Source organism: Halarsenatibacter silvermanii (genome assembly GCF_900103135.1).
In the GTDB taxonomy this organism is placed as follows: Bacteria; Bacillota; Halanaerobiia; order Halanaerobiales; family Halarsenatibacteraceae; genus Halarsenatibacter; species Halarsenatibacter silvermanii.
This window is the reverse complement of record NZ_FNGO01000034.1, coordinates 1-14519: the sequence shown is the minus strand read 5'-3', so window position 1 is coordinate 14519 and position 14519 is coordinate 1. Positions and strand designations below refer to the sequence as shown.

Sequence of the window (14519 nt, the reverse complement as noted above, 5' to 3'; positions counted from 1 at the left end):
TTCCCATGATCTACATGCCCTATCGTACCTAAATTTAAATGCTCCTTCGTCCTTTCAAACTTCTCCTTGTTTGCCATCCTCATCATCCTCCTTTGTGAGATTAATATAATCGTATTATCAAGATATCCTATCGGATGTTAGACAGTTAAACTCAGCTCTTTATTTTTCCCTGATCTCCTCGGCGATGCTCTTAGGAGCTTGAGCATAATGAGCAAACTGCATGGTATGGGTTGCTCTGCCCTGAGTTTTGGATCTCAAATCTGTAGCATATCCGAACATCTCTGCCAGAGGTACCAGGGCGGTAACAACCTGTGCATTATTGCGCTGATCCATGCCCTGAACTTCCCCTCTGCGCCCGTTAAGATCTCCAATGACTTCTCCCATGTATTCCTCGGGTGTAACGACTTCAACTTCCATCATGGGCTCGAGGATAACAGGATTGGCCCTTTCTGCCGCCTTTTTGAAGCCCATAGAGCCGGCGATTTTAAAGGCCATCTCCGAAGAGTCAACTTCATGGTAGCTGCCATCTTTTAGTGTTACTTTGATGTCGACGACCGGATAACCGGCTGTGATACCATTTTCCATAGCTTCTTCGATGCCGTCCTCTACAGAAGGGATATATTCTTTAGGGATGGCGCCCCCAAAAATATCATTTTCAAATTCGAAACCTTCACCTTCATCGAGAGGTTCAACATCCATAATCACATGACCGTACTGACCTCGACCGCCGCTCTGACGAACAAATTTGCCCTCGACGTCTTCGATTCTTTCGGTTATTGTCTCGCGATAGGAGACGCGCGGCTGGCCGACATTGGCATCGACATTGAAATCGCGCAGAAGTCTGTTAACAATAACTTCCAGATGGAGCTCCCCCATTCCCATAATCAGTGTCTGTCCGGTTTCTTCGTCGGATTTAACCCGAAAAGTGGGGTCTTCTTCCGCCAGCTTCTGCAGAGCCTCGCTCAGTTTATCCTGCTCGGCCTGGGTTTTGGGTTCGATAGCCACCGAAATAACAGGCTCGGGAAAGTCCATGGACTCAAGTATAATCGGATCTTCATCATCGCAAAGGGTGTCGCCGGTCGTGGTATGCTTCAAACCCACAGCAGCTGCCAGGTCACCGGCATAAACTTTCTCGCGTTCTTCTCTATGATTGGCATGCATCTGAAGAATTCTACCGATTCTTTCCCGCTCTTCAGAAGTCGAGTTATATATATAGGAGCCCGATTCCAGCACGCCTGAATAAGCTCTAAAGAATGCCAGCTTGCCCACATAGGGATCTGACATTATTTTAAAGGCCAGAGCTGAAAACGGAGCATCGTCATCGGCTTCCCGGGTGAGCTCTTCCTCGGTTTCCGGATGGAAACCTTCCACGGGCGGAACATCGGTAGGAGAAGGCAGATAATCTACAACAGCATCGAGCAGCATCTGCACTCCTTTATTTTTAAAAGCAGAGCCACACATAACCGGAACTATGCTGACATCCAGCACCGCCTGGCGCAGAACTTCGGTTATTTCTTCTGCGCTGATCTCTTCATCTTCAAGATACCTCATCATCAACTCATCGTCCTCTTCTGAAAGCTTTTCCAGAAGCTCTTCTCGTTTTTCGGCTGCCTGCTCCTTATATTCATCAGGGATCTCACAGCGCTCGTAATTTACTCCGAGATCATCATGATATATAATAGCATCCATTTCTATTAAATCGATAACACCTTTAAATTCGTCTTCGGTGCCTACAGGAAGCTGTATAGGAACAGCATTGGCTCCCAGCCTCTCTTTCATCATATCTATAACTCGAAAGAAATCAGCTCCCATTCGGTCCATCTTGTTCACGAACCCGATGCGCGGCACACCGTACTTATCGGCCTGCCGCCAGACAGTTTCTGACTGTGGTTCAACTCCACCTACTGAGCAAAACAGTGCTATTGCTCCATCAAGCACCCGCAGAGATCTTTCTACCTCAACGGTAAAATCAACGTGGCCGGGCGTGTCTATAATATTTACTCGATGTTCACGCCATTGACAGGTAGTAGCAGCAGAGGTAATGGTAATTCCTCTCTCCTGCTCCTGTTCCATGAAATCCATTACGGCGGCCCCATCATGAGTTTCTCCCATTTTATGGACTCTACCGGTGTAGTAGAGAATGCGCTCTGTGGTGGTGGTCTTACCGGCATCTATGTGCGATATAATTCCTATATTCCTTGTTTTTTTCAATGGGAATTGTCGGGCCATAATACTCCCTCCTTACTGACTAAACTGACAGGATGGTTATATTGCAACCATCATCTGTATTTTATTACCATCTATAGTGGGCAAAAGCTCTATTTGCCTCTGCCTGGCGATGCACTTCCTCTTTGGTTCTAACAGCTCCACCGGAATTATTGTACGCGTCGAGAAGTTCACCTGCAATTCTTTCCTCCAGGTTTCTTTCTCCCCGCGAACGAACCGCTTCAACAAACCAGCGGAGTGCCAGACTGAGCTTGCGATTCTCATCAACTTCTATTGGCACCTGATAACTCGATCCACCGACTCTGCGTGACCTGACTTCCAGAGCAGGCATGATATTCTCCAGAGCCTGCTTGATTACTTCGACTGGATCATCATCAACTTCATCTGCCGCTTGATTCATGGCCTTATAAACTTTCTGTTCGGCCAGAGATTTTTTTCCATCGAGCATTATTTTATTGATCAATCTATTAACCACGACTTCATCATACACAGGATCGGGCTTGATCTCTCTTCTTTCCGCTCGATCTTTTCGCATAAGTGTCCCCCCTCTTAACTAATTTATTCGGCTGACCGCAAAATCAGTTCAGATTTAAATATCCTGAAAAACAAATATATATAAATTACTCATCATCGGGTTTTTTAACACCATATTTAGAACGAGCCTGTTTTCTATCTTCAACTCCAGCTGTGTCGAGTGCGCCTCTAACAATATGGTACCGCACTCCAGGCAGGTCTTTGACTCTACCGCCTCTGACCAGCACAACCGAGTGTTCCTGAAGATTATGACCTATGCCGGGAATATAAGCTGTCACTTCTTTACCGTTGGTCAATCTGACTCTGGCAACCTTGCGCAGAGCAGAATTAGGCTTTTTAGGCGTAGCAGTGTAAACTCTGGTGCAAACTCCTCTTTTCTGAGGACAGCCTTCGAGGGCCGGAGCAGTCGTCTTCTTTTTTACGTCTTCTCTTCCTTTGCGAATCAGCTGATTGATAGTTGGCATACCTGACTCCACCTCCTTCCCCGGAATTAAAATTTTTAAATAGAATATATAGCATGGCTAAAAAGATAGTAACAGCGGGCATAAAAACCCGGCAAAAAATCAAGACCGAAAATTTTATGCCCTGACTGTTTTGAGTTCCTGAAAAATAGCACTTTTGTCCTGCCAGATATTCAAAGCAGGTCAAATGACCCTATTCACACACACTAAGACATTTTAACACCTTTGCCTGACGTTGTCAACTGTTATTCAACTCCGGCTTCTTCCAGTTCTTCTACCTCCAGCATATCTTCCAGTTCCTCACCATCTTCGCTAGCAATTTCTACAGATCTATATCTTTTCATGCCGGTTCCGGAAGGAATAAGCTGACCGATTATGACATTCTCCTTGAGGCCGCGCAGATCATCTTTTTTACCCTCAAGCGAAGCCTCGGTCAGCACACGTGTGGTTTCCTGAAATGATGCAGCCGACAGGAAGCTCTCAGTATTGAGCGAAGCCTTGGTTATGCCGAGCAGAACTGGCTCGCAGGTTGCCGGTTCAAGGCCTTCTTCGATCGCCTCCTGGTTGGCTTCTTCAAATTCAAACTTATTGACCAGGCTGCCGGGAAGCAGATCGGTATCTCCTGCTTCTTTTATCTTGACCTTCTTGAGCATCTGACGGATGACTATTTCGATGTGCTTATCATTTATTTCCACACCCTGTGATCTATAGACAGTCTGAATCTCCTTGAGGAGATATTCATTGGTATCCCTTTCCCCTTCGACCTCGAGTAATTTGTTGGGATCCATGGGACCGGTCGTCAATTTGTCGCCAGGCTCAACTACATCTCCCTCTTCCACCAGCAGTTTGGATCCATACGGTATTTGATAGGACTTTTTACCATCTTCATCTTCAATAACCACTCTTATAGAGCTGCCTTTTTCATTTATTTTGACTTCTCCACCTTTAGCGGTCATAACTGCCTGGCCTTTGGGAGAACGTCCTTCAAATAGCTCCTCGGCTCGCGGCAGACCCTGGGTTATATCATCACCGGCAACTCCACCTGTATGAAATGTTCTCATGGTGAGCTGAGTCCCGGGCTCACCGATGGCCTGAGCAGCTATTATTCCAACCGACTCTCCCTTTTCGACCATGCGATCATCGGCCAGGTTTTTACCATAGCATTTCTTGCAGACACCGTGTTCGGTCTTACATGTCAGATTTGAACGTATCTTAACCTCTTCGATGCCCCGGTCTCTGAAGCCATCAGCGACATCTTTCCGGATTATTTCATCTTCTTCTACCAGAACTTCACCTGTCTCTGGATCGACAATATCTTCAGCAGCCAGCCGTCCGATGCAGCGCTCTTCAAACTCCTCGATGGGGGTGCCGTCCTCAGCTCCAAGGTCCCTGACGACAATGCCCTTATCGGTACCACAATCATCTTCTCTGACTATGACATCCTGAGATACATCGACCAATCTTCTGGTAAGATAACCCGAATCAGCAGTTCTTAGCGCGGTATCAGCCAGGCCTTTACGGGCTCCGTGAGAGGAGAGGAAATATTCAAGTACATCCAGTCCCTCGCGGAAGGAAGAACGAATGGGGACATCGATAATTTCACCGGAGGGATCAGCCATTAATCCTCTCATTCCAGCCAGCTGAGTAATTTGAGCCACGCTGCCTCGCGCTCCCGAAGTGGCCATAGAATAGATGTCATTATCTTCGGTGAGGTGTTCCATCAGCTTTTCGGTAACGTCATCTTTAGCCTCACCCCATATATCGACAACTTTCTGGTACTTTTCGTCTTCAGTTATGGCACCGCGTCTATAATGCTGCTCAATTTCATCGACTGTGTTTTCAGCTTCTTCTATAATTTCCTTCTTTTCAGGCGGAATTGCCGCATCATCTATGGCGATCGATAGACCAGAAACAGTCGAATACTCAAAGCCCAGCTCTTTGATACGATCCAGGACTACCGAAGTTATATCATTATTGTAACGATCGCTGAGAGTAGAGATAAGATCGATAAGATTATCTTTATCGAGCTTATAATTGACAAATTCCATATCATCCGGTAAAGCATCATTTAAAATAACTCTGCCGGTAGTGGTTTCGATCAGCTCGCCATCACCCACCCTGGTTTTAATCGGCTGATGTAAAGAAGTGTTGCCCGTCTCATAAGCCTTAATTGCCTCGGCCTGAGATGAGAAGATCTTGTACTCGCTCTCCTCGACATCCTCATCAGGAGCCTGAGTAAGGTAGAATATGCCTATGATCATATCCTGAGAGGGAACAGTTATCGGACTGCCATCGGCCGGCGAGAGCAGATTGGTTGTGGAGAGCATCAGAATCCTCGACTCAGCCTGCGCCTCAACAGATAGAGGCACATGAACAGCCATCTGATCACCATCAAAATCAGCATTATAGGGTGGACAGACAAGCGGATGAAGTTTTATGGCTTTACCCTCGACCAGGACAGGCTCGAATGCCTGAATACCAAGTCTGTGCAGGGTTGGAGCTCTATTTAAAAGAACTGGATGATCCTCTATCACTTCTTCCAGAATACCCCAGACTTCTTCTGCTTCATTTTCCAACATCTTTTTGGCATTTTTGATGTTATGAGCCATCTCTCTATCTACCAGTTCTTTCATAACGAAAGGCTTGAATAGCTCAAGAGCCATCTTTTTGGGAAGACCGCACTGATGCATTTTCAGCTCGGGGCCGACAACAATCACCGAACGGCCCGAATAATCAACGCGTTTACCCAGGAGATTCTGTCTGAATCTGCCCTGCTTACCCTTGAGCATATCACTCAAAGACTTTAAAGGTCGATTGCCGGCTCCGGTAACCGGTCTGCCCCGGCGTCCGTTATCTATTAAGGCATCGACAGCTTCCTGCAGCATTCTCTTCTCATTGCGTATTATGATCTCAGGAGCGCCGAGTTCATTGAGGCGCTTGAGCCTGTTATTCCTGTTGATCACCCGCCTGTAAAGATCATTAAGATCGGAAGTAGCAAAGCGACCTCCATCGAGCTGAACCATCGGCCGCAGATCAGGTGGAATAACCGGCATTCTTTCCAGAACCAGCCATTCAGGATTTAAACCTGATTTTTTGAGTCCACTCATCACATCAAGTCTTCTTACAGCTCTTTTGCGCCGCTGACCGGAATTTTCCCTGATGGTTTTTTTCAATTCGTCAACTTCAGCCTCAACATCTATATCACCCAGAAGCTTTTTGACAGCTTCAGCCCCCATCATGGCTTCAAATTCTCCACCATACTTTTTCCTGGCTTCCCGATATTCGCTCTCTGAAAGCAGCTGCTTGTATTCCAGAGGAGTATCACCGGGTTCGAGTACGATGTAGGAAACGAAATAGATCACCTTCTCTAAATTTCTTGGTGACATATCCATGATAAGTCCCAATCTGCTGGGAATTCCCTTGAAGAACCAGATATGGGTACAGGGGGCGGCCAGATCTATATGTCCCATGCGCTCCCGACGGACTTTCGATCTGGTGACCTCAACCCCGCAGCGATCACACACGACACCTTTATATCGAGCACGTTTATATTTTCCGCAGTGGCATTCAAAATCTTTGGTCGGGCCGAAAATTCTCTCACAGAAAAGCCCGTCTTTTTCCGGTTTGAGAGTTCTGTAATTTATGGTCTCCGGTTTGGTAACCTCTCCGCGGGACCAGTCGAGAATCTTATCCGGAGAGGCTATCCCGATCATAATTGAATCAAAATTATTTACGTTCAGCAAGAATCTCTCCCCTTTCCTGAAAGGAAGTTTTGATTATTCGCCATCCTCTTCGCTGGAATCGTCCTGCTCAACCTCAGAATCCAGGCCCAGATGTTTATTGGTTTCGCTCAATTCATCGCTCTCAGCTATCTCCAGCTCCTCTTCATCCTCTGTGAAGATTCTAGCGTCAAGTCCCAGGCTCTGCATCTCCTTAATCAACACCTTGAAAGATTCGGGGATGCCGGGTTCAGGTATATTCTCACCTTTTACTATCGATTCATAGGTGTTTACCCTGCCGACAACATCATCAGATTTTACAGTCAACATCTCCTGCAGGGTATGAGCAGAACCATAAGCTTCCAGAGCCCAGACTTCCATCTCGCCAAATCGCTGTCCGCCAAACTGTGCCTTGCCGCCCAGCGGCTGCTGCGTGACCAGAGAATAGGGGCCTGTTGAACGGGCATGAATTTTATCATCCACGAGGTGATGTAGTTTGAGCATATACATATGGCCGATTGTAACACGCTGATCAAAAGGTTTGCCGGTCCGACCGTCATAAAGTGTCATCTTGCCATCTTTAGAAAAACCCGCTTCTTCGAGCAATTCTTTGACTTCTTCCTCCTCGGCGCCATCAAAAACAGGGGACTCGACTTTGATTCCCAGCGCTTCTGCAGCCAGCCCGAGATGAGTTTCCAGCACCTGACCGATGTTCATTCGAGAAGGAACACCCAGCGGGTTGAGAACTATATCGACCGGCCTGCCATCCTCTGTGAAAGGCATGTCCTCCTCGGGGAGAATGCGGGAGATAACACCCTTGTTGCCATGGCGTCCGGCCATCTTGTCTCCCACCTCGATCTTGCTTTTGGTAGCCACGTAAACTCTGACAAGTCTATTTACACCCGGATTGAGCTCGTCTCCATCTTCGCGAGAAAATTCCTTGACATCCATAACTATGCCCTTTTCTCCGTGAGGCACTTTCAGCGAGGTGTCTCTCACTTCGCGCGCTTTTTCGCCAAAAATAGCCCTGAGAAGTCTTTCCTCAGCTGAAAGCTCGGTTTCTCCTTTGGGAGTAACCTTTCCGACGAGAATATCGCCCTCCTCGACCTCAGCTCCTTCTCTCACAATCCCTCTTTCATCGAGGTCCTTGAGGGCGTCCTCGCTGACATTGGGAATATCACGGGTAATCTCCTCGGGGCCCAGTTTGGTATCCCGGGCTTCAGCTTCATATTCCTCTATATGAATCGAAGTATAAACATCATCTTTGACCAGTCTTTCGCTGATCAAGATCGCATCCTCAAAATTGTAACCCTCCCAGGGCATAAAAGCCACCAGAGCATTCTGACCCAGAGCCAGCTCACCTCCATCAGTGGCCGGTCCGTCAGCGATAATCTGGCCTTCTTCGATTTCTTCACCGTGAGAAACTATCGGCTTCTGGTTCATGCAACTGCCCTGATTGGAGCGTTTAAACTTCATCAGGTCGTATTTGTCGACCTCGCCATTTTCGGTTTCGACAACGATCCTTTCACCGGTGACCCGGCTGACCGTGCCAGAATTTTTAGCCACCACGACGGCTCCAGAGTCTTTGGCAGCCTTATGCTCGACCCCGGTGGCGACAGTGGGAGAGTCAGTTTTCAAAAGAGGCATAGCCTGTCTCTGCATGTTTGCTCCCATAAGAGCCCGGTTGGCATCATCATTTTCCAAAAATGGAATAAGCGAAGCAGAAACTCCAACTATCTGCATCGGAGAGACATCCATATAATCGATATTATCAGGAGAGGTTTCTATTATCTCTCCCCGCTCACGAGCAGCTATCTTATTCTCAACAAAACAGTTGTCTTCATCCAGCCTGGCGTTAGCCTGTGCTATAGTAGCCTGATCCTCATCATCAGCTGTAAGATATTCGGTTTCGTCCAGAACCTGACCATCTTCCACCCGGCGGTAAGGCGTCATCAAAAATCCGAACTCATTGGGTTTGGAATAAGTTCCTATCGAGCCGATCAAACCGATGTTGGGACCCTCAGGAGTTTCTATCGGGCAAATTCTACCGTAATGAGAATGGTGAACATCCCTGACATCAAAACCTGCCCTCTCCCGGCTCAACCCACCGGGACCGAGCGCGCTGTAACGACGCTTATGAGTGAGTTCGGACAGGGGGTTGGTCTGATCCATGAACTGCGAGAGCTGACTGCTGCCAAAAAACTCCTGAATGGCCGCCACAACCGGACGGGTATTTACCAGAGCCTGAGGTGTCACTACATCCACATCCTGAATGGTCATTCTCTCCCTGACAACCCGTTCCATCCGCGAGAGACCGATTCGAAACTGGTTCTGCAGCAGTTCGCCCACAGTCTTGACTCGACGGTTGCTCAGGTGATCTATATCATCGATATAAGCTTCGCCTTCTCCCCGAACAAGATCTATGAGATAGCGAACTGTCTCTATAATATCTTTCTCGTCCAGCTGTCGATAATCAGGATCAATATCGAGACCCAGTTTTTTGTTTATCTTATATCTTCCCACCCGGGCCAGATCATAACGCTTGGGATCGAAAAACATTGAATTAATCAGATTGCTGGCGCTTTCGACGGTGGGAGGTTCACCCGGCCTGAGCTTCTTATAAAGCTCGATCAAAGCTTCCTCTTTCGAATCTGTATTATCTCTTTCCAGAGTATCATGAATGACCTCATAATCGCCCAGAAGTTCTATCAGATCGGAATCGCTGGAATAACCCAGCGCCCTGAATAAAACAGTGGAAGGCATTTTGCGGGCTCTATCCACCCGGACAGAAATAATTCTCTTCTTATCGTATTCAAATTCTATCCATGCCCCGCGGTTGGGAATAATGCTGCCATTGATTAACCGCCTTCCGTCCTTAACTATTTCATCATCAAAATATACCCCCGAAGAACGAACAAGCTGGTTAACTACCACTCTTTCGGCACCATTTATGATGAAGGTGCCTTTATCAGTCATCAACGGAAAATCTCCCATAAAAACATCCTGTTCCTTAACTTCGCCCGTCTCCTTATTGATGAGCCTTACCTTGACCTGGAGGGGAGCGGAATAAGAATCATCCCGATAGCGACACTCCTCGACTCCATGCTCAGGCTCCCCCAGATTGTAGTCCACGAATTCCAGAACCAGGTTCTCCGAAAAATCCTCGATGGGTGATATCTCATTAAAAACTTCTTTCAGACCCTGATTCCAGAACCAGTTGTAAGAATCTTTCTGAATGTGAAGGAGATAGGGCAGCTCCTGTGCGCTGCCGATCTTGGAAAAACTTTTTCTGTCTGTAATTGGCATTTTTGCACCCCCGGTGAACTTAAACTTAATCTCGTCCCTCTAGCCGACAGAAGAGGGCCGCCTGCGTCCAGAACAGCCCGGATTTATCCTGCCGGTATAAAAGATTTAATTTAGAAAATGGCAAGCTGCTGCAGCAGAGACGTATTTATGAAAATCATCCAATAAAATATAAAAAAATGTAATAATAAAGGGATTTTCAGCTCATTTATTATTACATTTCCTGAAAAACGTATTAAACTGGCCACAGTAAACGCCTATTTTTATTTTACAATCCACGATATATAATCTTACCACACCTCTTCATCAATGTCAAGAAAACTGGTTCAAAAATTCAAAAGACCCATCCGCCCGCTGGCAGATCTGCTGGACAGAGACGGATGGATCATGATTATTTCAATCGATTTTTAGAAGAGGTCCGCGGCTTAAAAACCCGGGAAATTTAGCGGAGTTCTACAGTTGCACCCGCTTCTTCTAACTTCTCTTTCATCTCTTCAGCATCCTTTTCACTCATGCCTTCCTGAATGGCGCCGCCTTCATCAACGGCAGATTTAGCATCTTTCAGACCCATGCCGGTGATTTCTCTGACTGCCTTGATGACCTTAACTTTCTTGTCACCGACGCTTTCCAGATGCACGTCAAATTCGGATTGAGCTTCTTCTTCGCCATCTCCGCCGCCGTCTCCACCGGCAGCACCGGCAGCTGCAACGGGAGCAGCAGCGCTAACTCCAAACTTATCTTCCAGTTCCTCGACCAGTTCAGAAAGCTCCAGAACACTCATCTCTTCGATAGCTTCGATAATTTCTTCTTTAGTCATTATTTATATCCTCCTTTGATTTCATTAGTCTTCTTTTTGTTCTTTGATCCTATTAAGAACCTGAACAAGACCTCTGACATTTCCATTAAGAACTCTAACCAGCCCGGTCAGAGGCGACTGCATCCCGGCCAGCACCTGGCCCAGAAGGGCTTCACGCGAGGGCACTTCCGCCAGAGATTCGAGCCGATCCTGATCGATCAGCTGATTGTTCAAAAATCCACCTTTTATCTCAAGATCTTCGAGAGCTTCAGCGAAATCAACTATAACCCGGGCCGGAGAAACCGCATCCTCCATCCCAAAAGCTATGGCAGTTGGCCCGACAAAATACTCCTTTATCTCTTCGATCTCACATTCATCAGCAGCGATCGAAGCCAGGGTGTTTTTAACCACCTTGTACTCCACGCCAGCCTCACGCAGCTCTTCTCTCAATTCAGTCATAGTTTCCACATCGATACCGACAAAATCCGTGAAAACCATGGATTGACTCTCATCAAACTTTTCCTTAAGCTCTTCTACTGCAGCCTTCTTTTCCGGTTTAACCATCTTCAGCCTTCACCTCCTTTAAGAAAAAACAGCCAAAACAGTCGGACAGTCTATAAATTTTGGAGCAAATAAAAAAACCTCCTGACAGCAGGAGGTGGGCTTTCAGGCGCTGAAAAAGGATTCACATCCTTATCTCCAGGCCTTCGGCCGACCTCGGCAGGACGTTTAAATCCCTTTACTGCGGGATCCCTGCTGTCTTCGGCGGCTGTTATCCAGTTTTGTAAAATAATGACTTCCTGCCCTGGTCTCGAATTCGATTATCTCCCCAGCATAGACATTACCGAACCCGGGTCGATCTTCAGAGAAGGTCCCATAGTAGATGAAGTATGGATGCTGCGAATATATTTTCCTTTTGCAGCTGCTGGCCTCTCTCTGATCAAAATATCCATTATTTCCTGAAAATTTTCCAGTAGATCTTCGGTAGGAAAGGAAATCTTGCCGATAGGCAGCTGAATGATTCCATTCTTATCGACCCTGTATTCGAGTTTGCCAGCTTTGAATTCCTCGACAGCGTCTTCTATTTCAAAAGTAACAGTGCCAGCCTTGGGGTTAGGCATAAGACCTTTTGGACCCAGAATTGGACCGAGCCGGCCGGCCACATCCATCATATCGGGAGTGGCTATGACTATATCAAAATCAAGCCAGCCGTCCTCTATATCCTCGACAAGATCTTCGCCCCCAACAAAATCAGCACCGGCATCTTCGGCCTCGGTGATCTTTTCACCTTTGGCCAGAACAACCACCGTCATTTCCTGGCCGGTTCCATTGGGAAGAACCACAGTACCTCTGATATTTTGATCAGCATGTTTGGGTTCAACTCCCAGGTTAACAGCTAGCTCGACGGATTCGTCAAAATTAGCGCTGGCCAGCTCTTTTACCGTTTCCAGCGCTTCTTCCGGCTCATATGAATCTTCGGGGTGAATCTTTTCTACCTGATCCTGATAGGTTTTGCTTCTATTGCTCATAATAATTTCCTCCTCAGTGGTAATAACGGAGAGTTCTCCTCCCACATATTTCATCCAGATTTTCCCTGATATCCAGCTCGAATGATAGGACCGGATAAATTAAGCTTCTACTTCTTCCACTTCATTTTCATCCTCTTTCTCCTCTTCCTCCTCGAGATGACGGCCATCCTCCCATTCTACTGTGATGCCCATACTTCTAGCAGTACCGGCAATCATGCTCTTGGCAGCCTCCATATCAGCAGCATTTAGGTCTTCCCATTTATAATCGGCTATCTCCTCAAGAGTTTTTTCGGAGACAGATGCCACCTTGTCGCTTGCCGGTTCACCAGAACCTTTTTCGACATCAGCGTGCTGCTTGAGCAGAACAGAAGCCGGCGGAGATTTGGTAATAAAATCAAAGGATCTATCCGCATACACCTTGATCTCGACGGGGATAAGTGTTCCCTCGTTATCAGAGGTTCTTGCATTGAATTCTTTGCAGAACTCCATGATATTTACTCCATGCTGGCCCAGAGCCGGACCCACAGGAGGCGCCGGATTGGCCTGTCCACCCGGTATCTGCAGGCTGATTTCAGCTATCACTTTCTTAGCCATCGTATCCCTCCTTTCCTTTAGGTTTTCTCAAACTGATCGAGTTCAAGCTCGACAGGAGTTTCGCGACCAAAAATGTCGACCAAAATTCTGGCTTTTCTCTGTTCCGGATAAACTTCGTCGACCACCCCGGTATTGTCCTTAAATGCTCCATCTCTGATCTCAACAGGATCACCGGGATCCAGATCTATTTCAATCTTTTGAGCTTTCGATTCGACTTCGGCCAGTACATGTTCGACTTCATCTGCGCTGAGAGGTAAAGGCTTGGTCCCGCTGCTGACAAACCCTGTTACCCCCGGCGTGTTGCGCACCACATACCAGGCATCATCGCTCATCTCCATTTGAATCAGAACATAACCGGGAAACAGCTTGTTTTCTACAACCTTATCCTCGCCATCTTCCCTCTCAATTTTCTCCTCGGTAGGCACCAGAACTCGATGAACTTTGTCATCAACCCCGGTGCTGTCAATTCTTTTTTCCAGGTTGGTCTTGACCTTTTTTTCATGTCCTGAATAAGTATGAATAACATACCAGTTGGCTTCCTCACGGCTGCTCCCTTCAATTTCAACCATACTATAAAATCCTCCTCACCGCAGGCCGTAGCCTCAGATATATCTTTTTGCCGACTTACATAAAGAAAGGAGTTACTATATTGCTGATCAAGACGTCGGCCACACCCAGAAAAGCTATCAATGCCAGACAGGTGAGCAGCACGATCGTCGTATAGGAAGTTAATTCATCTCTGTTGGGCCATGTGGTCTTCTTCATTTCGCTTTTTACCTTCTTAAAAAAACCGGTAACCCGGTTGATAAATCCCAATTTATTTAACAGCACTTAATTTCACCCCTGTATTTTCTCCATCACCAGTCTATTTGACTTTAAAAAAATTACTTGGTTTCCTTATGAACTGTATGAGCCATGCACTCAGGACAGTGTTTTTTCAGTTCGAGCCTGTCCCTATCATTATCGCTGTTCTTTTTGCTGGTATAATTCCTGCTCCTGCATTCTTCACATTCCAGAGTGATAACCTCTCTCACAGCAAGCCACCTCCCGTGGTTAGATCATAAATCAATTTTTTCCAGCCATAAACTTCGTCACTGCTGTTCAGGCACCTGCTGACTTTAACAACATTATCATATTCTAAATAAAAAGTCAAAAACTGAAGCAGGAAAACGAGCACGATAAAAAAGCATGTGCAGCAGAGCCGCACATGCGGAAGGCTAAAATCAGATCTGATTTCCCGGCCTGTCTCTCGAACCGGTGATTTACTCGAGAATTTCGGTAATGACACCGGCGCCGACTGTGTTGCCGCCTTCTCTGATAGCAAACCTCAATCCTTCTTCCATCGCTATCGGCGTGA

Annotated in this window: 12 protein-coding genes and 1 pseudogene; all 13 read right to left on the bottom strand. The window is 46.8% G+C overall.

Features of this window, described 5'->3' with window-relative positions; genetic code table 11:
- Positions 1-159: 159 nt before the first annotated feature.
- Positions 160-2229, bottom strand: a complete 2070-nt coding sequence (gene fusA, locus BLT15_RS12125) for an elongation factor G (RefSeq protein ID WP_089762176.1) — start codon at positions 2227-2229, stop codon at positions 160-162.
- 64 nt (positions 2230-2293) lie between these two features.
- Entirely contained in the window at positions 2294-2761 is a 468-nt protein-coding gene (gene rpsG, locus BLT15_RS12120; protein WP_089762174.1) for a 30S ribosomal protein S7, read from the bottom strand.
- A gap of 85 nt (positions 2762-2846) precedes the next feature.
- A complete protein-coding gene (rpsL, locus tag BLT15_RS12115) occupies positions 2847-3224 on the bottom strand; it encodes a 30S ribosomal protein S12 (RefSeq protein WP_089762172.1) in 378 nt (125 codons plus the stop codon).
- A gap of 242 nt (positions 3225-3466) precedes the next feature.
- Entirely contained in the window at positions 3467-6964 is a 3498-nt protein-coding gene (gene rpoC / locus BLT15_RS12110; RefSeq protein WP_089762170.1) for a DNA-directed RNA polymerase subunit beta', read from the bottom strand.
- 33 nt (positions 6965-6997) lie between these two features.
- Positions 6998-10246 carry a DNA-directed RNA polymerase subunit beta gene (gene rpoB, locus BLT15_RS12105; RefSeq protein ID WP_089762168.1) on the bottom strand — a complete coding sequence of 1083 codons (3249 nt, stop codon included), beginning with the start codon at positions 10244-10246 and terminating at the stop codon, positions 6998-7000.
- A gap of 439 nt (positions 10247-10685) precedes the next feature.
- Entirely contained in the window at positions 10686-11060 is a 375-nt protein-coding gene (rplL, locus tag BLT15_RS12100; RefSeq protein ID WP_089762166.1) for a 50S ribosomal protein L7/L12, read from the bottom strand.
- A 24-nt stretch (positions 11061-11084) separates the two neighbouring features.
- On the bottom strand, positions 11085-11603 hold the full coding sequence (gene rplJ, locus BLT15_RS12095; protein WP_089762164.1) for a 50S ribosomal protein L10: 519 nt from the start codon (positions 11601-11603) through the stop codon (positions 11085-11087).
- Between the two features lie 257 nt (positions 11604-11860).
- On the bottom strand, positions 11861-12568 hold the full coding sequence (rplA, locus tag BLT15_RS12090) for a 50S ribosomal protein L1 (RefSeq protein WP_089762180.1): 708 nt from the start codon (positions 12566-12568) through the stop codon (positions 11861-11863).
- 174 nt (positions 12569-12742) lie between these two features.
- Positions 12743-13162 (bottom strand): annotated as a pseudogene (gene rplK, locus BLT15_RS12085) (50S ribosomal protein L11); the annotation flags it as partial.
- Positions 13163-13179: 17 nt separating this feature from the next.
- Positions 13180-13731 carry a transcription termination/antitermination protein NusG gene (gene nusG / locus BLT15_RS12080; RefSeq protein ID WP_089762160.1) on the bottom strand — a complete coding sequence of 184 codons (552 nt, stop codon included), beginning with the start codon at positions 13729-13731 and terminating at the stop codon, positions 13180-13182.
- A 55-nt stretch (positions 13732-13786) separates the two neighbouring features.
- A complete protein-coding gene (secE, locus tag BLT15_RS12075; RefSeq protein WP_234985619.1) occupies positions 13787-13993 on the bottom strand; it encodes a preprotein translocase subunit SecE in 207 nt (68 codons plus the stop codon).
- Between the two features lie 53 nt (positions 13994-14046).
- A complete protein-coding gene (rpmG, locus tag BLT15_RS12070; protein WP_089762158.1) occupies positions 14047-14196 on the bottom strand; it encodes a 50S ribosomal protein L33 in 150 nt (49 codons plus the stop codon).
- 228 nt (positions 14197-14424) lie between these two features.
- Positions 14425-14519, bottom strand: a 95-nt coding sequence (locus tag BLT15_RS12065; RefSeq protein ID WP_143423088.1) for an EF-Tu C-terminal domain-related protein, incomplete at its 5' end; no start/stop codon positions are given.

Excerpts from the sequence above, each read along its gene's own strand:
- fusA (WP_089762176.1), bottom strand. The coding sequence starts at position 2,229 with ATGGCCCGACAATTCCCATTGAAAAAAACAAGGAATATAGGAATTATA.
- rpsG (WP_089762174.1), bottom strand. The coding sequence starts at position 2,761 with ATGCGAAAAGATCGAGCGGAAAGAAGAGAGATCAAGCCCGATCCTGTG.
- rpsL (WP_089762172.1), bottom strand. The coding sequence starts at position 3,224 with ATGCCAACTATCAATCAGCTGATTCGCAAAGGAAGAGAAGACGTAAAA.
- rpoB (WP_089762168.1), bottom strand. The coding sequence starts at position 10,246 with ATGCCAATTACAGACAGAAAAAGTTTTTCCAAGATCGGCAGCGCACAG.
- rplL (WP_089762166.1), bottom strand. The coding sequence starts at position 11,060 with ATGACTAAAGAAGAAATTATCGAAGCTATCGAAGAGATGAGTGTTCTG.
- rplJ (WP_089762164.1), bottom strand. The coding sequence starts at position 11,603 with ATGGTTAAACCGGAAAAGAAGGCTGCAGTAGAAGAGCTTAAGGAAAAG.
- rplA (WP_089762180.1), bottom strand. The coding sequence starts at position 12,568 with ATGAGCAATAGAAGCAAAACCTATCAGGATCAGGTAGAAAAGATTCAC.
- nusG (WP_089762160.1), bottom strand. The coding sequence starts at position 13,731 with ATGGTTGAAATTGAAGGGAGCAGCCGTGAGGAAGCCAACTGGTATGTT.